We start from the raw sequence: 18,667 nt of genomic DNA, 5'->3' as shown, positions 1-18,667 counted from the left end.
GCTGACGCAGGGGCCACCCTCCCCCGCAGAGGGGGGAGGGAGCGCGGCGTGCCTACGAAAACACCGGCGCCGCACGGGGCCTGAGCCAGCCGGCGATCCGGGCCGGATCGACCGCCGCGAGCGTCGCCGGGTTCCAGCGCGGGTTCCGGTCCTTGTCGATCACCGCGGCGCGCACGCCCTCGCGAAAGTCGCCCTCCGCCAGCACGGCCAGCGAGGCGTGGAACTCGCGCTCCAGGCAATCCTCCAGGGACGGCGCGGTGCGGCCGCGGCGCAGCAGGCAGAGCGTGAGGACGAGGCTCGCGGGCGACTTTTCGCGCAGCGTGGCGAGCGTTCGCGCCGCGAAGTCCGAGCCGTCCGCGTCAAGGGCCGAGACGATCTCGTCCACCATGTCGAAGGCGAAGCACCGGTCGATCACCGCGCGGTTCTCCGCGAGCGAGCCCGGTCCGGGGTCTCGCGCCAGCGCCCGGATCATCACCGCGACGTCCTCGGCCTCGGCCTCCTCCGGCAATTCCTGGAGTGCCGCGACGAGGCGGGGCAGGGCGTCCACCGGCACCATCGCGTCGGCGAAGCCCGCGAAGATCGCGTCGGCCGCGTCCATCGGCGCGCCGGTGAGGCCCAGATAGGTTCCGGTCTCGCCCGGCGCGCGCGGCAGCAGCCAGGTGGCGCCCACATCCGGCAGGTAGCCGATGCCGGTCTCCGGCATCGCCACGCGGGAGCGCTCGGTGACGACGCGATGGCGCGCGTGGCCCGCCAGGCCGACGCCGCCGCCCATGGTCAGGCCGTCCATCACGGCGACGAACGGCTTCTCGTAGGCCGCTATCCGCGAATCGAGCCGGTACTCGTCCCGCCAGAAGCCTTCCGCGAAGGCCAGATCCCCGTCGTAGAGCGAGCGGATGTCGCCCCCGGCGCAGAGGCCGCGCTCGCCCTCGCCGGTGAGCAGCACCGCCGCGACCGCGGGGTCGGCAAGGAAGCGGTCGAGCGCGGCGTCGATCTCGCCCACCATCGCGTGTGTGAGGGCGTTCAGCGCCCGCGGGCGGTTCAGGCGGATGCGTCCGAGGCGGCCGGCGGTCTCGACGAGGACGTCGCCCATCAGCGGCTCCCGGTGAGCTGGCGCGCGACGATCATCCGCATGATCTCGTTCGTGCCCTCCAGGATCTGGTGCACCCGCAGGTCCCGGACGATCTTCTCGATGCCGTACTCGGCGAGGTAGCCGTAGCCCCCGTGCAGTTGGAGCGCCTCGTTGGCGACCCGGAAGGCGGCGTCGGTGACGTGGCGCTTGGCCATGGCGCAGAGCGAGGTCGCCTCCGGCGCGCCCGCGTCGAGCGCGGCGGCCGCGTGGCGCAGGAAGGCGCGGGAGACCTCCAGATCGGTCGCCATGTCGGCGACGCGGAACTGTAGGGCCTGCATGTCGGCGAGCCGGGTGCCGAAGGCGCGCCGGTCCGCCATGTAGGCGAGCGTGCGGTCGAGGGCGCCCTGCGCCCCGCCGAGTGCGCAGGCGGCGATGTTGAGCCGGCCGCCGTCGAGGCCCGCGAGCGCGATCTTGAAGCCCTGGCCCTCGGCGCCGACGCGGTTCTCCACCGGCACCCGCACGCCGTCGAGGCGCACCGCCCGGGTCGGCTGGGCGTTCCAGCCCATCTTGCGCTCGTTCGCCCCGAAGGAGAGGCCGGGCGCGTCCCGCTCGACCAGGATCGCCGAGATGCCGTTCGGGCCTGGGCCCCCGGTGCGGGCCATGACGAGATAGAGGTCGCTCGCCCCGGCGCCGGAGATGAACTGCTTCTCGCCGGTGAGGACGTAGTGGTCGCCGTCCCGCTCGGCGCGGGTGCGCAAGGCCGCCGCGTCCGATCCCGAGCCGGCCTCGGTCAGGCAGTAGCTCGCGATCCGCTCCATCGTGGCGAGGCCGGGGAGCCAGGCGGTCCGCTGCGCGGCGCTGCCGAAGCGGTCGATGATCACCGCCGTGAGGTTGTGGATCGACAGGAAGGCCGCGACCGTCGGGCAGGCCGCGCCGAGCGCCTCGAAGATGATTGCGGCGTCGGCGCGGGCGAGGCCCGAGCCCCCGACATCCTCCCGCACGGTGATCGCCGCCATGCCGAGCGTGGCGGCCGCCCGCAGGGTCTCGACGGGAAAATGCTTGCGCTCGTCCCAGTCGAGGGCGTGCGGGGCGATGTGCTCGGCCGCGAAGCCGGCGGCCATCTCGCGGATCGCGACTTGGTCTTCGGTGAGGCCGAACGTCATCGGGTGGCCTTTCGTCGTGCCGCTGCAGCTGCCCCGCGCCCGGCGGATCGGGCGCGGGTCCCCTCTCCCAAAGGGGGAGGGACAGGGTGAGGGGTATGAGGGGGCCGGAAGGCCCTCGGCGTCGACGCGCGTCGACCGCGTGCGCCGTCCTGAAATGTCATACCCCTCACCCCAACCCTCTCCCTATGGGAGAGGGGGCGCGTCGTGGTTCAGCGCATCGTCGGGATCGAGAACTCGGCGCCGCTCTTGATGCCGGAGGGCCAGCGCTGCGTCACCGTCTTGGTCTTGGTGTAGAAGCGGACCGAGTCGGGGCCGTGCTGGTTGAGGTCGCCGAAGCCCGAGCGCTTCCAGCCGCCGAAGGTGTGGTAGGCGATCGGAACCGGGATCGGCACGTTGACGCCGACCATGCCGACATTGACCCGCGCGGTGAAGTCGCGCGCCGCGTCGCCGTCCTGGGTGAAGATCGCGACGCCGTTGCCGTACTGGTGCGTCGAGGGCAGCGCCAGCGCCTCCTCGTAGGTCGGCGCCCGCACCACCGAGAGCACGGGGCCGAAGATCTCTTCCTTGTAGATCGTCATGTCCGGGGTGACGCGGTCGAACAGCGAGCCGCCGAGATAGAACCCGTTCTCGTAGCCCTGCAGCTTGAAGCCGCGGCCATCGACGGCGAGCTGTGCGCCCTCGCGCACGCCGGTCTCGATGTAGCCCTTCACCTTCTCGACCGCGTCGCGGGTGACGAGCGGGCCGTAATCGGCGCTCTCGTCGTGCGAGGGGCCGATCTTCAGGCTCTCGACGCGGGGGATCAGGCGCTCCATCAGCGCGTCGGCGGTCCGCTCGCCCACCGGCACCGCCACCGAGATCGCCATGCAGCGCTCGCCGGCCGAGCCGTAGCCCGCGCCGATCAGCGCATCGACCGCCTGGTCGAGGTTGGCGTCGGGCATGATGATCATGTGGTTCTTGGCGCCGCCGAAGCACTGGGCGCGCTTGCCCGTCTGCGCGGCGCGCACGTAGATGTACTCGGCGATCGAGGACGAGCCGACGAAGCCCACCGCCCGGATGTCCTCGTCGTCGAGGATCGCGTCGACCGCTTCCTTGTCGCCGTTGACGACGTTGAGCACGCCCGGCGGCAGCCCGGCCTCGGAGAAGATCTCGGCGATGCGCAGCGGCACGCTGGGATCACGCTCGGACGGCTTCAGGATGAAGCTGTTGCCGCAGGCGATGGCCGGCGCGCACTTCCAGAGCGGGATCATCGCCGGGAAGTTGAAGGGCGTGATGCCGGCGACCACGCCGAGGGGCTGGCGCAGGGAGTAGACGTCGATGCCCGTGCCGGCGGCCTCGGTGTACTCGCCCTTGAGCAGGTGCGGGATGCCGCAGGCGAACTCCACCACCTCGACGCCGCGCTGGATGTCGCCCTTGGCGTCGGGCACCGTCTTGCCGTGCTCGGAGGCGAGGAGTTCCGCGAGCTCCTGGTTGTAGCCGCGGATCAGCTCCAGGAAGCGCATCATCACGCGGGCGCGCTTCTGCGGGTTCTGGGCGGCCCAGCCGGCCTGCGCGGCCGCCGCGCTCTCGACGGCGCGGCGCATCTCGGCCCGGCTCGCCAGCGCGACCTTGGCCTGGACCTCGCCGGTCGAGGGATGGAACACGTCGGCGAAGCGCCCGCTCTCGCCCTGGACGATCTTGCCGTCGATGTAATGGCCGATGGTGCGCATGCGCGCTCCTCCCGTCGTTTCCTCGTCGTTGTTGGCCGGCACCCTACCAGCCCGCCTTGGGCGATAAAGTTGGACGCGCTCGCAGCCGTTGTGCATCCTTGCACAGTGTAACCGGGGAGGGGCTGACGTGCGCAGGCGGGCGGGGGCGAACTGGGACGATCTCCGCTTCTTCCTGGCGGTGGCGCGCACCGGCACGCTGACGGCCGCCGCGCTGCTGACGGGAACCGAGCACACCACCGTGGCCCGCCGCATCCAGGCCCTGGAGGAGGGGCTCGACCGCTCGCTGTTCCACCGGAGCAACCTCGGCTACGCGCTGACCGAGGCCGGCGAGGGGCTGCTGGCCACCGCGGAGGCGATGGAGAGCGCCTTCCTCTCGGCGAGTGCCGCGCCGAAGGCCGGGCGCACGGTCTCCGGCACGGTTCGGGTCGGCGCACCGGACGCGTTCGGCAGCGTGTTCCTGGCGCCCCGGACCCACCGGCTGACGCGCCAGCACCCGGACCTGGAGATCGAGATCCTGGCCACCGCCCGGATCTTCAGCCTGTCGAAGCGGGAGGCCGACATCGTGATCAGCCTGTCGAGCCCGCAGCAGGCGCGGGTGGTGACGCGCCGGCTCACCGATTACCGCCTCGGCGTCTACGCCGCGCCGCGCTATCTCGCGGGGGCCGCGCCGATCCGCACGGTGGCCGATCTCGGGCGCCATCCCTTCGTGGGCTACATCGAGGATATGCTGTTTGCGCGCGAGCTTAACTATCTGAACGTGGTGGGCCCGGATACGGTGGCGCGCATCCGCAGCACCAATCTGCTGGCCCAGGTGCACGCGACGCTCTCGGGCGCGGGCCTGTGCATCCTGCCGGCCTTCATCGTCCCGACCTATCCGGGTCTGGTGCCGGTGTTGCCCGACGCGCTCGCGCTCACCCGCGCTTTCCACATGCACGTCCACGAGGACAACCGGAAGGCGCCGCACATCCGCGCGGTCGCGGCCTTCATCGCCCGCGAGGTCGCGGCGGCGCAGGGGCTGTTCTCCGGCGCGGGCGCAGTCTAGCGTCGCCGCCGATCAAGGAAGAGGCCGCCGGACGGGCGGCGCACATGCCGGAGGAACCATGGCCCACGCGATCGCTCTGCCGCGCCTGATGCGGATCGGGGCCGGGGCCTCGGCGCTGCTGCCGGAGGTCCTGGGTCAACTCGGCTTGAAGCGCCCCTTCATCGTCACCGACCCCTACCTCGCGGGCAGCGGGCGGGTGGAGGCGCTGGTCGCGGGTCTGCGGGGCGCGGGGCTGGAGGCCGCCGTCTTCAGCGACACGGTGCCGGACCCGACCGTCGCCTCGGTCGAGGCAGCGCTCGCCGCCCTGCGATCGGGCGAGCACGACTGCGTCGTCGGCTTCGGCGGCGGCAGCCCGATGGACACGGCCAAGGCCGTTGCGGTGCTGGCGCGCTTCGGCGGTGCGATGCAGGGCTACAAGGCGCCGCACCTCCAGGACGCGCCGGGCCTGCCCATCATCGCGATCCCGACCACCGCCGGCACAGGGTCGGAGGCGACGCGCTTCACCATCGTGACGGATTCCGAGACCGACGAGAAGATGCTCTGCATCGGGCTCGCCTACCTGCCGGTCGCGGCGCTGGTCGATTACGAGCTGACGCTCTCGAAGCCCCGCCGGCTCACGGCCGACACCGGCATCGACGCGCTGACACACGCGATCGAGGCTTACGTCTCCAAGCGTGCCAACCCGTTCTCGGACGGCATGGCGCTCTCGGCGATGCGGGCGATCGCGCCGAACCTGCGCCGGGTCTGGACCGATCCCGGCGACCGGGCGGCGCGCGAGGCGATGATGGTCGGCGCGACCCAGGCGGGCATCGCCTTCTCGAACAGCTCGGTCGCGCTGGTCCACGGGATGAGCCGGCCGATCGGCGCGCATTTCCACGTCGCGCACGGACTTTCCAACGCCATGCTGCTGCCCGCGGTCACCGCCTTCTCGGCGCCCGCCGCGCTCGCCCGCTACGCGGCTTGCGCCCGCGCCATGGGGGTGGCGGCCGAAGGGGAGGGCGACGGCCTCGCCGTCGAGCGCCTGATCGCGGAGTTGCGGGCGCTCAACGCCGAGCTGGAGGTGCCGAGCCCCGCCGCCTACGGCCTCAACGCCGCCCGCTGGCGAGAGCTGACGCCGCTGATGGCCCGCCAAGCTCTCGCCTCCGGCTCGCCCGCCAACAACCCGGTCGAGCCGAGCGCGGCGGAGATCGAGGCGCTCTACGGCGAGGTCTGGGCCGGCTGAGGGTCCGGCGCTCAGGCGCTGCGGCGACCCAGGGCGCGCGAGCGCTCCCGCGCGGCCCGCGCGGCCTGCTCGGCGTTGCGGAAGAGGGTGCCGTCGAGGCTGTCGAAGGCGCGGGCGGAGGAGAAGAAGCGCACCCCGTGCCCCTCGGGCACGGCGATCCCGGCGGCTGTCTCGCCCACCTCGATGATGCGGGTCGGAATGGTCTCGCTCTGCGCGCGCACGTCGGCGCGCGCCTCCGCGAACGGGTCGGCGACGAACGGATGGGTCATCTGGCGAATGGCTCCTGCGGGCCGGCGGAGGGCCGGCATGTCTGCGGTGGTAGGGGCGTGAGACGAGGCGATCCCGCTCGGGCGGGAAGCTCAGCGCCGACAGCGACCGTCAGATCGGCCGTGGATACGGGACCGGGCGTGGAGAATGCCAACATACGATAAGGTCACGCGATGTCCTCCTACAGAAGGACCACGAAGCCTTGGATAGAACCATCGACCGCGTGGTGCTTTAGCGTTTGTTATCGCGGCGCAAGCTACGCTCTTCAAATCACCGCGGCCGGAGGCAAGCAGTCCATCCTCCGGCACTCATAAGATGTGGGTGATGCGGTTTCGCGTCAACGGAACGATCTTTTGAAATTCGGGCTCGGCCTGGCACGAAAACGGGCTCAGGCCGCGCTTGGTGCCGGTTTCTGCCAGCCGCGTCGGATCGTGCGACCTCAGGAGGATCGTCGGATCCATCTGACGGGTCTTCCGGAGGGAGCGCCGCGTGGTTCAGGCGCATACCGCTGGACCGTCGAACGAGGGCGTAGGCGGCGCGGCTGGCCGCACCTTCGTCAGGGCGCCTGCGCACCCGCGATGATCCGGACGAGGGCTGGATAGTCGCACACCACCCGCTCGGCGCCCGCCGCGGTGAGGTCGGCGCCCAGCGGGTCGTGGCCCCAGTGCCCGCCGCCCGTGAAGCCGACGACCCGCATCCCGGCCGCGCGCGCGGCGGTGACGCCCGGCACGCTGTCCTCGACGACGAGGCAGGATTCCGGCGCGAAGCCCATGCGGGCGGCGGCGTGCAGGAACAGGTCCGGGAAGGGCTTGCCGCGCGCCACCTCGACCGAGGAGAAGACCCGGCCCTCGAAGAGCGGCAGCAGCCCCGTCAGGCCGAGCGAGTGCCCGAGCCGCACGGGATCGCTGCTCGATGCGACGCAGCGCGGCAGGTCGAGGGCCGCGATCGCCTCGGAGGCGCCCGCCATCGCGCGCAACTCGGCGTCGAAGGCGCGCAGCGTCTCGGCCTTCACCGCCTCGACGAACCCCTCCGGCGCCGCGATGCCGTAGTCGCGGGCGACGTGCTGCATGATCGAGGGCATCGCAGTGCCGGCGAAGCGCGCCCGCACGGTCTCGACGTCGATGTCGACGCCGATCCGGTTGAGCCCGGCCGTGAGGCAGGCGAGGCTGATCGGCTCGCTGTCGACGAGCACGCCATCGCAGTCGAAGATCACCAGGGCTGGCCGCAGGCCGACCTCGTCCACCGTAGGGTTCACCGCATTGTCCTGTGAGGGAAGTCCGCGCCCGTCTCGCACGGGCGCCCCGGCGCCGCAACGCGGGGCGGAAGCCCGCCCGTCTTGCGCTGGTCCCGGCCTGGCCCTACGCCACCGCGTCCGGGCAAGTCCGGGCAGGCCCCGGATCGTCAGGACCCCTCGCGCGATGCTCCGCTTCCTCAGCCGCCTTCTCGGCTTCCTGTGCCTGGCCGGAGGTTTCGTGGCCCTGGTCTATGACGGTGCGCGCTCCATCGCCAACAATGGGCTGCGGGTAACCTCGCTGTCGGACGTGCTCCTCACCCTGTTCAAGGACAAGGCCGCGGGCCTTCAGGCCGCCGTGCAAGACGTCGCGCCCTGGCTCTGGGACCTCGCGGTGCTGCCGCTGACCCTGGCGCCGGCCTCGCTGATCGGCCTCGTGCTGGGCGCGGCCCTCCTCTGGCTCGGACAGCCCTCGCGCGAGCCGATCGGGTTCCTCACCCGTCCGTGAGGCGGGCCTCCGCCGCGGCGAGACGGTCCCTGAGGGCCGCGATCTCGTCGAGGAGCCAGTAGCGCTCGCTCACGTCGAGCTGCGAGGCGAAGAAGTAGCGCAACGCGCCCGAATCGTCGTGGACGGGGCCGACATAGAGGGCGTTGCGGAAGGTCGAGCCGTCCCGGCGGTAGTTCAGCAGGTCGATCGTGATCGCCGCCTCGGCCCGCACCGCCGCGCGGATCCGCGCCACCGCCTCAGGGTCGGTCTCCGGCCCCTGCAGGAAGCGGCAGTTGCGCCCCACCACCTCGAAGCGCTCGTAGCCGGTCAGCGCCAGGAAGGCGCTGTTGGCGAACACGATCGGGTTGTCGAACTGGTGCGGGTCCGTGACGATCATCGGCATCCGCGTAGCGCGCACCGCCGCCGCGAAGGGATCCCCGCGATGCGATTCGCCCTGCAGGCGGTCGAGCAAACGTCCCGGGCCGGCGGCTTCCATGCGCGTGGTCGTCCCCCGTCCCGCTTCCGCGGCAAGCGCGCCGCCGCGGCACCCGTGCCCCCGGCCGCGCTACACGCGCGCGGCCCGCCTCCCCATATCAGGGAACGAACCCGAGAGACCATCGGAGATCCCCATGTTTCTGTTCCGCAAGCGGCCCGAGATGCCGACCGCGGCCGAGGCCCTGCCGGGCCGAGCGACCCCGCTGCCGACGGCCGAGCGGCACTTCGTCAACGGCCACCCGCTGAAGGGTCCCTATCCGGAGGGCATCGAGACGATCGTGCTCGGGCTCGGCTGCTTCTGGGGTGCCGAGCGCCGCTTCTGGCAGCTGCCCGAAGGCGTCTTCGTCACCGCCGTCGGCTACGCGGGCGGCCTCACGCCGAACCCGACCTACGAGGAGGTCTGCTCCGGCCTGACCGGGCACAACGAGGTGGTGCTGGTGGCCTTCGACCCGGCGGTGCTGCCGCTCGAATCGGTGCTGCGCACCTTTTTCGAGAGCCACGATCCGACGCAGGGAATGCGTCAGGGCAACGACGTCGGCACGCAGTACCGCTCCGGCATCTACACCAGCGGTCCGGCCCAGGAGGAGACGGCGCGCGCCGTGCGCTCCGCCTACGCGAGCGCCCTGAAGGCGCAGGGATTCCCGGACGTCACCACCGAGATCGTGCCCCTCGAGACGTTCTACTTCGCGGAAGGCTATCACCAGCAGTACCTCGCCAAGAACCCGGGCGGCTATTGCGGCCTCGGCGGCACCGGTGTGACCTGCCCGGTCGGAACCGGCGTGGCCGCCTGAGGAGGCCGCGCGGGCGCGCCCCGCCAAGCTTCGTCTTGCCGCTGTCGCCGCCCCGTGCGACATCCCGCCCGTTCACACGGGCGGGAGAGGATCGAGGTGTTGGAACGCGCGTTCGAGCGAGCCCTGTTCGCCTGCCGCTGGCTCCTGGCGCCGTTCTACGCGGCGCTGGCGATCGGGCTCGTCGTCCTCTTGGTCAAGCTGCTGCAGGAGCTCGGCCATTTCATCCTGCACGCGTGGGAGTCGAACGAGTCCCAGACCATCCTCGGCGTTCTGACGCTGGTCGATCTCTCCTTCACCGCATCCCTGCTGATCATCGTGATGTTCTCCGGTTACGAGAACTTCGTCTCCAAATTCGACCACACGGACCACAAGGACTGGCCGGAGTGGATGGGGACGATCGACTTCACGGGCCTCAAGCTCAAGCTGATGTCGTCGATCGTGGCGATCTCGGCGATCCAGCTCCTGAAATCCTTCATGGACGTGAAGGCCTACTCGGATCGCGAGCTGTACTGGCTCGTGGGAATCCACATGGTCTTCGTCGTCTCGGGGATCCTGATGGCGCTGACCGACCGGATCGCTGCCGGCCACCACGACAAGTAGGTCTCGCCGGCCCCGCTCCCGCCGGGGCCGGCGCTCAGGCCGCCGCGGAGGTCTCCGCACGCTCGCGGGCGAGCTTGGCGACCGCGACCTGATCGACCTTGCCGGTGCCCAGCATCGGGACGCGGTCGAGCACCACCACCTCGGCGGGCACCGCGATCTCGGGCGCGCCGCGGCTCTTGGCGAAGCTCTGGTAGGCCGCCCGCGTCGCGTCCCTGGCTTCCGTGAACAGCACCAGCCGCTCGCCCTTGCGGGCGTCGGGAAGCGCCGCGACGGCGCTCGGCGCCTCGGGCCAGAGGTCGGCGGCCAGCGCCTCGACCGAGGCGAGTGACACCATCTCGCCCGCGATCTTCGCGAAGCGCTTGGCCCGGCCCTTGATCGTCACGAAGCCGAGCGGGTCGATCGCGACGATGTCGCCGGTGTCGTGCCAGCCCTGCGGCGGCGCCTCCAGCACCCCGGGCCGCTCGCTGCGCAGGTAGCCCAGCATCACATTGGGACCCCGCACGGAGAGGCGGCCGCCCTCCTCGATGCCCGGGACCGGCTCCAGGCGCCACTCCATGCCCGGCAGGAGCCGACCGACCGTGCCGAAGCGGTTGAACATCGGCGTGTTGAGCGCCACCACCGGGCCGCACTCGGTGACGCCGTAGCCCTCTAGGATGCGCAGGCCGAACTTCTCGCCCCAGGTCTGCCGGGTCGAATCCTTCACGGGCTCGGCGCCCGCCACGACGTAGCGCAGGGAGCGCAGGTCGTAGGCGTTGGCGGCCTTCGCGTAGCCGCGCAGGAAGGTGTCGGTGCCGAACAGGACCGTGGCGTTCGAGCCGTAGATCAGCTCCGGCACGATCCGGTAGTGCAGGGGCGAGGGGTAGAGATAGACCGGGACCCCTGACACCAGCGGCAGCACCAGCCCCGCGGTCAGTCCGAAGGCGTGGAAGACCGGCAGCACGTTGAAAACCCGGTCACGGGGGCCGAAATCGATCCGTGCCGCGACCTGCACGGTGTTGGCCAGCATGTTGCGGTTGGCCAGCACCACGCCCTTCGGGGCGCCCTCGCTGCCCGAGGTGAACAGGATCGCGGCCGGGTCGTCCCCGCGCCGCGCCACGAGCGGCGCGCGCCGCGCCAGGAGACCGCGGATCTTGTCGCCCGTGGCGATGGTCGCCCGCACGTCCTCCAGGTAGACGATCTCGACCTGCGCCCCGACCGCCTCGACGACGGCCCCGAGCCGGCCCTTCTCGATGAAGGCGCGGGAGGTGAGGATCTTCGAGACCTCCGCCGCCCGGCAGGCCGCCAGGATGTTGGCCGCGCCCGCCGAGAAGTTGATCATCGCGGGCACGCGGCCCGAGGAGTTCAGCGCGAAGAAGGTCACGGCCGCCGCGTTGGCATTCGGCAGCATCACGCCGATCGCCTTGCCCTCCGGGCAGAGCGGCATCAGCTTGCGGGCCAGGATGTTGGCGCCCATCACGAGGCGGCCGTAGGTGAGCCTGCCGGTGACCGGGTCCTCGACCGCCGTGCGGCGCCAGCCGTGGCGCTCCCCGGCCTCGCAGAGCGCGGCCATCGCGCTCCGGTCGAAGTCCGTGGTGCGGAAGACGAGATTCGACATGATGCCGTAGAGGGCGGCCCCCGCCGCCTGCCGGCGCGCCTTTCCCTTGAGCGCCGGATCGACTTCCAGCCGCACCGGCTCCTCGATCGTTACGGTCACCTTCGGCCACCAGCGGCGGCGCACCTGATCGCGGGCGAGCCGCGAGAACAGCGTGCGCTCCAGGCCCTCGATGCGCACCGGCACCACCATCGCGCCGGACTTGTCGGCGATGAGCCCGGCCCCGTCATAGACCTTCATCAGGCTGCCCGTGACGGTGAGCCGGCCCTCGGGGAAGATGATCAGGGTCTCGCCGCCCTTGACCGCGTTGATCAGCGTGCGGGTGGCGAGCGGCCGGGTCGGATCAAGCGGCATCGCCTTCGTGACCTTCAGGAAGGGCTTCACCCACCAGCGCTGCGCGATGCCGTGGTCGATGGCGAAGACCGGCTCGGTCTCGAGGAGCGAGAGGGCCAGCGGCGCGTCGAGGAACGAGACGTGGTTCAGCGCCACGATCGCGTTCGGCCCGGCCTTCTCGACGTTCTCCAGGCCCCGCACCTCCAGCCGGTAGAAGGCCCGGAACAGGATCGAGAGCGCGTCGCGGAACGGGCTCGTCGGCAGGGTGGCGAAGACCACCACGCCGACCGCGAGGTTCAGCACGGCGATGAGCGCCAGCAGGCTCGGAATCGAGACGCCGAGGCCCTGGAGCGCGGCCAGCGCCAGCGTGCCGGCCACCATGAAGGCGGCGGTGAGCACGTTGACGGCGCCGATCACCCGGGCCCGGCGCGCCTTGTCGGTCCAGGCCTGCACGGCCGCGAAGGGCGGCACGATGTAGAGGCCGCCCGCCACCGCCAGCCCCAGGAAGTCGATCGCCGCGCGCAGGCCGCCCGCGGTGCCGAGGAAGCCCAGCGCATCGAGCGCCTCGCCCGAGGGCGGCGGCAGGTGCGAGACCGTCCAGGCAAGGTCGAGCCCGAACACGCCCATCAGCACCGCGCCGACCGGCGTCGGCAGGAGCACGATCCGGCCGCTGGCGAGCCAGGAGGCGAGTCCCGAGCCCAGCGCGATGCCGACCGAGAACAGGGCGAGCAGCAGCGTCACCACGGTCTCGCTGCCGTGGAAGCGCTCCTTCACCAGAACCGGCAGCAGGGAGAGCACCACGACGCCGACGAGCCAGAACCAGCTCACGATGACCGAGCCGCGCCACAGGCGCGTGTCGCCCCAGATGTCGCGCAGGAGCGCCACCGTGGAGCGCAGCACGTTGCGGTCGATGGCGAGGTCGGGCGCGCCCTCGCCGGTCCTGGGGATGAGGCGGGCCGAGAGCCAGCACAGCACCGCGAAGATCATGATCAGGCCCGCGAAGGCGAGGCCGGTGCCGCCCATGGCGCTGGCGAGCCCCGCCGTCATGGTGCCGAGCAGGATCGCCAGGAAGGTCGCGCCCTCGACCAGCGCGTTCCCGGCGGGCAGCTCCGCGCGGCGCAGGTGATCGGGCAGGATGCCGTACTTGATCGGTCCGAACAGCGCCGCGATCACCCCGAACAGGCCGAGGGCGACGAACAGGATCGGCACCGAGTGCAGCACGAAGCCCAGAGCCGCGGCGCCCGCGGCGAAGATCTCGGCGAATTTCAATCGCCGCGCCATGATGGCCTTGTCGTAGCGGTCGGCCAGTTCGCCGCCGAGGCCCGACAGGATGAAGAACGGGCCGATGAACACGGCACTCGCCAGCGTGACGAGGACGCCCGCGTTGCCCCCGGCGGCCTCGCCGACCTTGAACAGGATCAGGAAGGCGAGCGCGTTCTTCAGGAAATTGTCGTTGAAGGCCGAGAAGAATTGGCACCAGAACAGCGGCGCGAAGCGCCGCGCGGTCATCAACGCACGGAACATGGTGGTCTCCCGGTCTGCGCCATGGTTGGACCAGGGCGCGCGGCGGCGTCAAATCCGGGCCTTGGCGGCGGTCTTGCCGGGGCGGTCGGGATCGCGACGTGAACGATGTTCATGATGCCTCGCCGGCGTCGGGCCGCAAGGGCCCCAGTCGCCGGCCGGTGCGGCCTCGCACGGGGAGCCGGGCGTGCCCTGGCGCCCCCTCAGGCCGCGCCGAACAGCTCGCGCGCCACGCGCCCGTGCGCCTCTCGCAGGGCCCGGACGTCGATGCCGAGCGGCTCGCCGTCGATGACCCGCCAGCAGCCCGCGACCATCACCCGGTCCGCCCGGTGCGCGCCGCAGAGGACCAGCGCCGCGAGCGGGTCGTGCGCGCCGGAGAAGCGCAGCTCGTCCAGCGTGAACAGGGCGAGGTCGGCCTCGAGCCCCGGGGCGATGCGCCCGATGTCGTCGCGCCCGAGGCAGCGGGCCGAGCCCTCCGTCGCCCAGCGCAGCGCGTCGAGATGGGTGACCGCCTCGGCCCCGTAGGTCAGGCGGTTCAGCATCAGGGCGTGGCGCACGCCCTCCATCAGGTTCGAGCTGTCGTTCGAGGCCGAGCCGTCGACGCCGAGGCCGACGGGCGATCCCGCCGCCTCCAGCTCGCAGGTGCGGCAGCGGCCCGAGGCCAGCACCATGTTGGAGGTCGGGCAGTGGCAGATCCCGACACCGGCGGCCCCCAGGCGCGCCACCTCGGCATCGTCGAAATGGATGCCGTGGGCGAGCCAGGTGCGCCCGGAGAGCCAGCCGACCTCCTCAAGGTAGTCGACCGGGCGCTGGCCGAACAGTTCGAGGCAGTAGGCGTCCTCGTCCAGCGTCTCGCCCAGATGGGTGTGCAGGCGGCAATCGCGCAGGTCGGCGAGGCGCGCGCTCTCGCGCATGAGCCGCTTCGTCACCGCGAAGGGCGAGCAGGGGGCCAGCGCCACCTGGACCATCGCGCCGGGCCGGGCATCGTGGAACAGGTCCAGCACCCGCTCGCTATCGGCGAGGATCGCGTCGTCGTCCTGCACGAGCGTGCCCGGCGGCAGTCCGCCCTCGTCCTGCGACAGGCTCATCGAGCCGCGGCTGACGCAGGCGCGTATGCCGAGCGCCCGGGCCTCGTCGACCTGCACGTCGACCGAATCCTCCAGTCCCCGCGGGAAGAGGTAGTGGTGGTCGCCCGCCGTGGTGCAGCCGGAGAGCAGCAGCTCCGTGTAGGCGAGCCGGGTCGCGAGGCGGAACGCCTCCGGGGTGATCCGTTGCCAGACCGGATAGAGCGCCTGCAGCCAGGGGAAGAGCGGCTTGTCGAGCGCCGCCGGATGCGCCCGCGTGAGCGTCTGGAAGGCGTGGTGGTGGGTGTTGACGAGGCCCGGGACGACGACGTGCCGCCCGGCCTCGAAGACCGCATCGACGGGCGCGGCCGGCGCGCGGCCGGCGGGCACGCACTCGGCGATGCGCGTACCCTCCACCACGATGCCGCCGCCCGCCCCCGCGGCCAGGATGGCGAGCGGGTCGCGGATCCAGAGGCGGCGCGGGGTCTCGGTCATGCGCGGCGTCCTCCCTGGGGCGCGGCTTCGCCGGCCCGATGCTGCCGCGCCCAGCCGTAGCGGAAAGCGGTGCGGACATCGACCTTCATGCAACAGCGAACGAAAACCTCTGCGCGCCCGCGATATTGGGATGGCACGGTGCTTGCCAGCAGAAAATCGGGCCGCAATACTGCTTACGAGAAACGGCCACGGGAGGATTCGCCCTGTCTCGCACAGGGAGAACCGTCTTGCTCTACGGGCTCTACTTCCTCACCTGCCTGGCCGACAACCCCGGGCATTGCGTCACGCGGGTCCACCTGTTCAGCGACGAGGTACAGACGCCGCAGCAATGTCTCTCGGTCGCGCAGCCGCAGATGGCCGCGTGGCAGAGCGCCCACGGCCGCTGGCGCGTCACGCAGTTCCGCTGCGGCCGGCCGCCGAAGAGCGACGGAACGCGCATCTGAGCCCGCGCGATCGCCCCGCAGAAGCCTTCGGGCGCGATCGATCAGCGCACAACGTTCCGGCATGGGAAGGTTGTGATATGATGCCGCCATGGCACGCCGCGTTTTCTGCCGGATCGTCGACAGGCCCGATGGCCTGTTCGACGTCACCGCCACGATCGAGCCCGACAAGACGTTCCGCCGCGAGGGGGTCGCCTCGCTCGCCGAGGCGGAGCGCTGGATCGAGGGTCTGCGCACGTTGATGACGGCGCTCGGCGCACCCGTCCTGCGCGCCGACATCGCCGAGGGGGAGGCGGCGGACGACCCCGCACGCGCCGGGACGGAGCGCCTCGACAGCGGCGCGGGGTCGTAGGGATCGAAACCGCGCGGCCGGACGGAGGGTCACATCTGCTCGAGGAACGGCCGGAAGTTCTCCAGCCACGCCCGCAGCCAGGCCTCGCAATGCTGCTGCGCGGCCTCGGCGCTCGGCGCGTGGCCCCATACGTCCTCGGCGAGCGGGCTCCACCACGTCCAAAGCCGGTTCGAGCCGTCGTACTCGCAGATCCCGACCTCGATCTGGCCGACCCGGCCGACGAGGCGGCGCAGCGGGATGCCGGCGACGTCGGAGGCGGTCCAGGCGATGCGGCTCTCGGGCATGTCCGGAAACGGCCGGGGCGCCGGTCCGGTTCGCCGGTCCGGCGCACCCGATCGGCCCGCCAGCCTTTTCGGCCTCTCCTTCCTCGGCGGCCCCGGCCGGGTTTCGGGTCCGCGGGGCGGCGATCCGCCCGGGGCGCCGCGGCGGAACCCCGCGGGGGCGTCCGGCGCTGGTCGAGGCGGCCCGCCGCGGCCGGAGACTGGAGGTGGCGAGATGCCGACGCGCCTGTCCGAGGAGGAGCCCCGCCTGGGCGAGAGGGCGCCGGGATGCCGGACCGTCACGATAACCCACGAGCCTATCCTCGTTCTCTGCCGGGTGGGGCAGGGCGCCCTGCAGGACGCCCGCGGACCGTGGGAGGGCAATGCCATGGCGATCTTCCGCGCCCACGGGGACGCGGTCGTGGCCAGCGCGATCGCTACGTCCGCGCGGGCCGGCGTCGAGGGCGGGGTCGTCGCGCTCGCGGCGGCCGATCTCGGTGCCTGAAGCGCGGGCCCGGCCCATGGCACCCGACTTCTTCGCCCGCAACGCCGCCGCGGTCGCGCCGGAGCTCATCGGCTGGCGGCTGCTCGTCGACGGGGTCGGCGGGTCGATCGTCGAGACCGAGGCCTACGACCGGAGCGATCCGGCCTCGCACAGCTTCGCGGGGCCGACACCCCGCAACGCCAGCATGTTCGGGCCGCCGGGGCACGCCTACGTCTACCGCTCCTACGGCATGCACTGGTGCCTCAACCTCGTCTGCGAGCCGGGCAGCGCCGTGCTGATCCGCGCGCTCGAGCCGACGGACGGATTGGAGACCATGCGGGCCCGCCGCGGCACCGAGGCGCTGCGGCTGCTCTGCGCCGGTCCCGGCCGGCTCTGCCAAGCGCTCGCGGTCTCCCGCGCGCAGGACGGGCTGCCGCTGGACCGCGCACCGTTCCACCTCGATCCGCCGGGCGGGGCCGTTGCGGTGGCGGCGGGCCCGCGCATCGGCATCACCCGCGCCGCTGGGACGCCATGGCGCTTCCTGCTCGCCGGCTCCCGCTTCGTCAGCCGGCCGCTGCCTCGCACGCCCCGCCCGCCCGCCGCGTGACCGGTGTCGGATGGACATGGACGGATGGGCATGGAAGTCTTCGGCCGGGAATGGCATGGATGCGCGCATGAACCCCGTCGCCATCGCCGTCATGCTCGGGATCCTGGTCGCCTGGGCGGGGCTGCTCGCCGCCGCGCTCTATCTCGGCAACCCGCTCCTGCTCGCGATCTTCGCCGTCGTCTCGGTGGCGATGTTCATCCGCTGGGACGTGTTCGGCTGATCCCCGCGGTTCTCTCGGCGGATTCCCTCGTCCCCAGGAAACCCGGAGCGATTCACAGTCCTTGGCGCGAACGCTCGGCCAATCGCAAGCTTCGGGAATGGCTAGGCCCAACGCTGAGCCTCGCCGAAGCGAAGATCGTTCGACAGCGTTCGCCGTGAACCGCTACAAGATGTAGGCCAACCTGTGGGCTGAACGGCCTGCACGTCGCCAAAACGGTAGGCGGATCAATTATTGAGCGAAAGGTAGTGGCGGAGACGGAGGGATTCGAACCCTCGATACCCTTATTAGGGGTATGCTCATTTAGCAAACGAGTGCCTTCAGCCTCTCGGCCACGTCTCCGGCGCTGATGGCTCTACGGGTTCGGCCCGTTCCGGTCAAGCGGGGCCCGCGGGCTACCAGCTGCCCAGCGCGGGTTGCCCGCGGCGGCGCGGCGGCGGCGCTCGTAGTGCTTGGCGACGCGCAGATGCCGCGAGATCGCGTAGTTCATCGCCGTCAGGAAACCGTAGGTGCCGCGCGCGAAGTGGCGCCGGCCGAGATAGGCCTTGAGGAAGTTGCCCGGCAGCTCCACGAAGACCCGCCAGACGGGGATCGTCACGCCGCGCGCCTCGAGGTCGTCGGCCTGCTGGTCGGAGTAGCGGTTGAGCTTGATCAACTGGTCGCCGAGCGAGCGCACGGAGAAGTGGTGGACGCGGGCCCGCAACAGCCCGGGCTCGATGCCGGGCCTCAGCTCGACCCGGTCGTGGACGGGGGAGGGCGCGTAGCGGCCGGCATCGAGCCGGTAGAGCCGCACGGGGGTGAGCGTGTAGGCCCAACGGTGGGGCCGGCTCTCGCCAGGGAAGATCTCCGCGATGGCCAGCCGCCAAGCGGGCCGGGCGGGCTCGCCGGCGGCGAAGAGCGCCCGGATCTCGGCGGCGAGCGCGGGCGGCACCACCTCGTCGGCGTCGAGGTTGAGGAGCCAGGGATGGCGGCACTGGGCTTCCGCGAAGCGTTTCTGCGGGCCGTAGCCCGGCCAGGGATTGTGGATCACCCGGGCGCCGAGGCTCTCGGCCAAGGCTTGCGTCCCGTCCGTCGAGCCGGAATCCACTACGACGAGGTCGTCGGTGAGGTCGGCCACCGCCCGAATCACGGCGCCGATGCGGTCGGCCTCGTTCTGGGCGATGATGAAGACGGAGAGCGGAAGCGGGGCGGATCCGGACATGGACTCCGCCCTAGCGGCGCCCCCGCGGG

The 18,667-nt window shown here is 71.6% G+C and carries 21 protein-coding genes and 1 tRNA gene; 10 read left to right on the top strand and 12 right to left on the bottom strand.

Translation table 11 applies throughout. The features are described 5' to 3' along the window. Nucleotides 1-52 precede the first annotated feature (52 nt). The 3 genes from MFF56_RS15405 to MFF56_RS15395 form a co-directional block, all read right to left on the bottom strand. A complete protein-coding gene (locus tag MFF56_RS15405; RefSeq protein WP_066918220.1) occupies nt 53-1,090 on the bottom strand; it encodes an enoyl-CoA hydratase/isomerase family protein in 1,038 nt (345 codons plus the stop codon). Continuing rightward, nucleotides 1,090-2,232, bottom strand: a complete 1,143-nt coding sequence (locus MFF56_RS15400; protein ID WP_066918222.1) for an acyl-CoA dehydrogenase family protein — start codon at nt 2,230-2,232, stop codon at nt 1,090-1,092. The genes MFF56_RS15405 and MFF56_RS15400 overlap by 1 nt, the downstream gene beginning before the upstream one ends. A gap of 209 nt (nt 2,233-2,441) precedes the next feature. Beyond that, on the bottom strand, nt 2,442-3,938 hold the full coding sequence (locus MFF56_RS15395; protein ID WP_066918861.1) for a CoA-acylating methylmalonate-semialdehyde dehydrogenase: 1,497 nt from the start codon (nt 3,936-3,938) through the stop codon (nt 2,442-2,444). 127 nt (nt 3,939-4,065) lie between these two features. On the opposite strand from MFF56_RS15395, the gene MFF56_RS15390 reads away from it, so the two are divergent. Continuing rightward, on the top strand, nt 4,066-4,980 hold the full coding sequence (locus MFF56_RS15390) for a LysR family transcriptional regulator (RefSeq protein ID WP_238230315.1): 915 nt from the start codon (nt 4,066-4,068) through the stop codon (nt 4,978-4,980). Nucleotides 4,981-5,038: 58 nt separating this feature from the next. Next, complete coding sequence (locus MFF56_RS15385) at nt 5,039-6,202, top strand: iron-containing alcohol dehydrogenase (protein ID WP_066927135.1); 1,164 nt, start codon at nt 5,039-5,041, stop codon at nt 6,200-6,202. Nucleotides 6,203-6,213: 11 nt separating this feature from the next. On the opposite strand, the gene MFF56_RS15380 is transcribed toward MFF56_RS15385, so the two are convergent. The 3 genes from MFF56_RS15380 to MFF56_RS15370 form a co-directional block, all read right to left on the bottom strand. Beyond that, entirely contained in the window at nt 6,214-6,471 is a 258-nt protein-coding gene (locus MFF56_RS15380; RefSeq protein ID WP_066927136.1) for a hypothetical protein, read from the bottom strand. A 306-nt stretch (nt 6,472-6,777) separates the two neighbouring features. Continuing rightward, entirely contained in the window at nt 6,778-6,930 is a 153-nt protein-coding gene (locus tag MFF56_RS15375) for a hypothetical protein (RefSeq protein WP_156454005.1), read from the bottom strand. Between the two features lie 95 nt (nt 6,931-7,025). Continuing rightward, a complete protein-coding gene (locus MFF56_RS15370; protein WP_066927137.1) occupies nt 7,026-7,712 on the bottom strand; it encodes an HAD family hydrolase in 687 nt (228 codons plus the stop codon). Between the two features lie 175 nt (nt 7,713-7,887). On the opposite strand from MFF56_RS15370, the gene MFF56_RS15365 reads away from it, so the two are divergent. Further along, nucleotides 7,888-8,208 carry a PetM family of cytochrome b6f complex subunit 7 gene (locus MFF56_RS15365; protein ID WP_066927138.1) on the top strand — a complete coding sequence of 107 codons (321 nt, stop codon included), beginning with the start codon at nt 7,888-7,890 and terminating at the stop codon, nt 8,206-8,208. On the opposite strand, the gene MFF56_RS15360 is transcribed toward MFF56_RS15365, so the two are convergent. Continuing rightward, nucleotides 8,195-8,683, bottom strand: a complete 489-nt coding sequence (locus MFF56_RS15360) for a PAS domain-containing protein (RefSeq protein ID WP_066927139.1) — start codon at nt 8,681-8,683, stop codon at nt 8,195-8,197. The two genes, MFF56_RS15365 and MFF56_RS15360, sit on opposite strands and share 14 nt — an antisense overlap. Nucleotides 8,684-8,816: 133 nt before the next feature. Here MFF56_RS15360 and msrA point away from each other — a divergent pair, with 133 nt between their 5' ends. Further along, nucleotides 8,817-9,473, top strand: coding sequence for a peptide-methionine (S)-S-oxide reductase MsrA (gene msrA / locus MFF56_RS15355; protein ID WP_066927140.1), 657 nt, complete (start codon nt 8,817-8,819; stop codon nt 9,471-9,473). A 96-nt stretch (nt 9,474-9,569) separates the two neighbouring features. After that, nucleotides 9,570-10,073 (top strand): TIGR00645 family protein, encoded by a 504-nt coding sequence (locus MFF56_RS15350; RefSeq protein ID WP_066927142.1) that lies wholly within the window; start codon nt 9,570-9,572, stop codon nt 10,071-10,073. 34 nt (nt 10,074-10,107) lie between these two features. On the opposite strand, the gene MFF56_RS15345 is transcribed toward MFF56_RS15350, so the two are convergent. Then, nucleotides 10,108-13,521: an acyl-[ACP]--phospholipid O-acyltransferase gene (locus MFF56_RS15345; protein WP_066927144.1), complete on the bottom strand. Its 3,414-nt coding sequence runs from the start codon at nt 13,519-13,521 to the stop codon at nt 10,108-10,110. A 200-nt stretch (nt 13,522-13,721) separates the two neighbouring features. Further along, nucleotides 13,722-15,077 (bottom strand): 8-oxoguanine deaminase, encoded by a 1,356-nt coding sequence (locus MFF56_RS15340; protein WP_066927146.1) that lies wholly within the window; start codon nt 15,075-15,077, stop codon nt 13,722-13,724. Nucleotides 15,078-15,304: 227 nt separating this feature from the next. Here MFF56_RS15340 and MFF56_RS15335 point away from each other — a divergent pair, with 227 nt between their 5' ends. Both MFF56_RS15335 and MFF56_RS15330 read left to right on the top strand, forming a co-directional pair. Beyond that, a complete protein-coding gene (locus tag MFF56_RS15335) occupies nt 15,305-15,520 on the top strand; it encodes a hypothetical protein (RefSeq protein WP_066927148.1) in 216 nt (71 codons plus the stop codon). An 88-nt stretch (nt 15,521-15,608) separates the two neighbouring features. Beyond that, complete coding sequence (locus MFF56_RS15330) at nt 15,609-15,869, top strand: hypothetical protein (RefSeq protein ID WP_066927150.1); 261 nt, start codon at nt 15,609-15,611, stop codon at nt 15,867-15,869. A gap of 29 nt (nt 15,870-15,898) precedes the next feature. On the opposite strand, the gene MFF56_RS15325 is transcribed toward MFF56_RS15330, so the two are convergent. Continuing rightward, nucleotides 15,899-16,153: a hypothetical protein gene (locus tag MFF56_RS15325; RefSeq protein ID WP_066927152.1), complete on the bottom strand. Its 255-nt coding sequence runs from the start codon at nt 16,151-16,153 to the stop codon at nt 15,899-15,901. Nucleotides 16,154-16,364: 211 nt separating this feature from the next. Here MFF56_RS15325 and MFF56_RS15320 point away from each other — a divergent pair, with 211 nt between their 5' ends. The 3 genes from MFF56_RS15320 to MFF56_RS15310 all read left to right on the top strand — a co-directional run bounded on the left by MFF56_RS15320 (nt 16,365) and on the right by MFF56_RS15310 (nt 17,440). Then, nucleotides 16,365-16,634 (top strand): hypothetical protein, encoded by a 270-nt coding sequence (locus MFF56_RS15320; protein WP_066927154.1) that lies wholly within the window; start codon nt 16,365-16,367, stop codon nt 16,632-16,634. A gap of 16 nt (nt 16,635-16,650) precedes the next feature. Next, a complete protein-coding gene (locus MFF56_RS15315; protein ID WP_066927155.1) occupies nt 16,651-17,220 on the top strand; it encodes a DNA-3-methyladenine glycosylase in 570 nt (189 codons plus the stop codon). Nucleotides 17,221-17,287: 67 nt separating this feature from the next. Further along, complete coding sequence (locus MFF56_RS15310) at nt 17,288-17,440, top strand: hypothetical protein (protein ID WP_197430748.1); 153 nt, start codon at nt 17,288-17,290, stop codon at nt 17,438-17,440. 246 nt (nt 17,441-17,686) lie between these two features. Here MFF56_RS15310 and MFF56_RS15305 read toward each other — a convergent pair. Together MFF56_RS15305 and MFF56_RS15300 are read right to left on the bottom strand one after the other, a co-directional pair. After that, nucleotides 17,687-17,779: transfer RNA gene (locus MFF56_RS15305), tRNA-Ser, on the bottom strand. Nucleotides 17,780-17,792: 13 nt separating this feature from the next. Next, a complete protein-coding gene (locus MFF56_RS15300) occupies nt 17,793-18,638 on the bottom strand; it encodes a glycosyltransferase family 2 protein (protein WP_082773344.1) in 846 nt (281 codons plus the stop codon). Nucleotides 18,639-18,667: the final 29 nt, after the last annotated feature.

The sequence above is a fragment of the Methylobacterium hispanicum genome (assembly GCF_022179285.1).
GTDB classification, from domain to species: Bacteria; Pseudomonadota; Alphaproteobacteria; order Rhizobiales; family Beijerinckiaceae; genus Methylobacterium; species Methylobacterium hispanicum.
The sequence above is the reverse complement of the archived record's forward strand: the minus strand, read 5'-3'. Positions and strand labels throughout refer to the sequence as shown.

Bases quoted from the DNA above. Each gene is read 5' to 3' on its own strand.
- MFF56_RS15360 (WP_066927139.1), bottom strand. From the start codon at position 8,683: ATGGAAGCCGCCGGCCCGGGACGTTTGCTCGACCGCCTGCAGGGCGAA.
- MFF56_RS15320 (WP_066927154.1), top strand. From the start codon at position 16,365: ATGCCGACGCGCCTGTCCGAGGAGGAGCCCCGCCTGGGCGAGAGGGCG.
- MFF56_RS15400 (WP_066918222.1), bottom strand. From the start codon at position 2,232: ATGACGTTCGGCCTCACCGAAGACCAAGTCGCGATCCGCGAGATGGCC.
- MFF56_RS15405 (WP_066918220.1), bottom strand. From the start codon at position 1,090: ATGGGCGACGTCCTCGTCGAGACCGCCGGCCGCCTCGGACGCATCCGC.
- MFF56_RS15325 (WP_066927152.1), bottom strand. From the start codon at position 16,153: ATGCCCGAGAGCCGCATCGCCTGGACCGCCTCCGACGTCGCCGGCATC.
- MFF56_RS15395 (WP_066918861.1), bottom strand. From the start codon at position 3,938: ATGCGCACCATCGGCCATTACATCGACGGCAAGATCGTCCAGGGCGAG.
- MFF56_RS15310 (WP_197430748.1), top strand. From the start codon at position 17,288: ATGAACCCCGTCGCCATCGCCGTCATGCTCGGGATCCTGGTCGCCTGG.
- MFF56_RS15385 (WP_066927135.1), top strand. From the start codon at position 5,039: ATGGCCCACGCGATCGCTCTGCCGCGCCTGATGCGGATCGGGGCCGGG.
- MFF56_RS15330 (WP_066927150.1), top strand. From the start codon at position 15,609: ATGGCACGCCGCGTTTTCTGCCGGATCGTCGACAGGCCCGATGGCCTG.
- MFF56_RS15345 (WP_066927144.1), bottom strand. From the start codon at position 13,521: ATGTTCCGTGCGTTGATGACCGCGCGGCGCTTCGCGCCGCTGTTCTGG.
- MFF56_RS15365 (WP_066927138.1), top strand. From the start codon at position 7,888: ATGCTCCGCTTCCTCAGCCGCCTTCTCGGCTTCCTGTGCCTGGCCGGA.
- MFF56_RS15375 (WP_156454005.1), bottom strand. From the start codon at position 6,930: ATGGATCCGACGATCCTCCTGAGGTCGCACGATCCGACGCGGCTGGCA.
- MFF56_RS15315 (WP_066927155.1), top strand. From the start codon at position 16,651: ATGGCACCCGACTTCTTCGCCCGCAACGCCGCCGCGGTCGCGCCGGAG.
- MFF56_RS15380 (WP_066927136.1), bottom strand. From the start codon at position 6,471: ATGACCCATCCGTTCGTCGCCGACCCGTTCGCGGAGGCGCGCGCCGAC.
- MFF56_RS15300 (WP_082773344.1), bottom strand. From the start codon at position 18,638: ATGTCCGGATCCGCCCCGCTTCCGCTCTCCGTCTTCATCATCGCCCAG.
- msrA (WP_066927140.1), top strand. From the start codon at position 8,817: ATGTTTCTGTTCCGCAAGCGGCCCGAGATGCCGACCGCGGCCGAGGCC.
- MFF56_RS15340 (WP_066927146.1), bottom strand. From the start codon at position 15,077: ATGACCGAGACCCCGCGCCGCCTCTGGATCCGCGACCCGCTCGCCATC.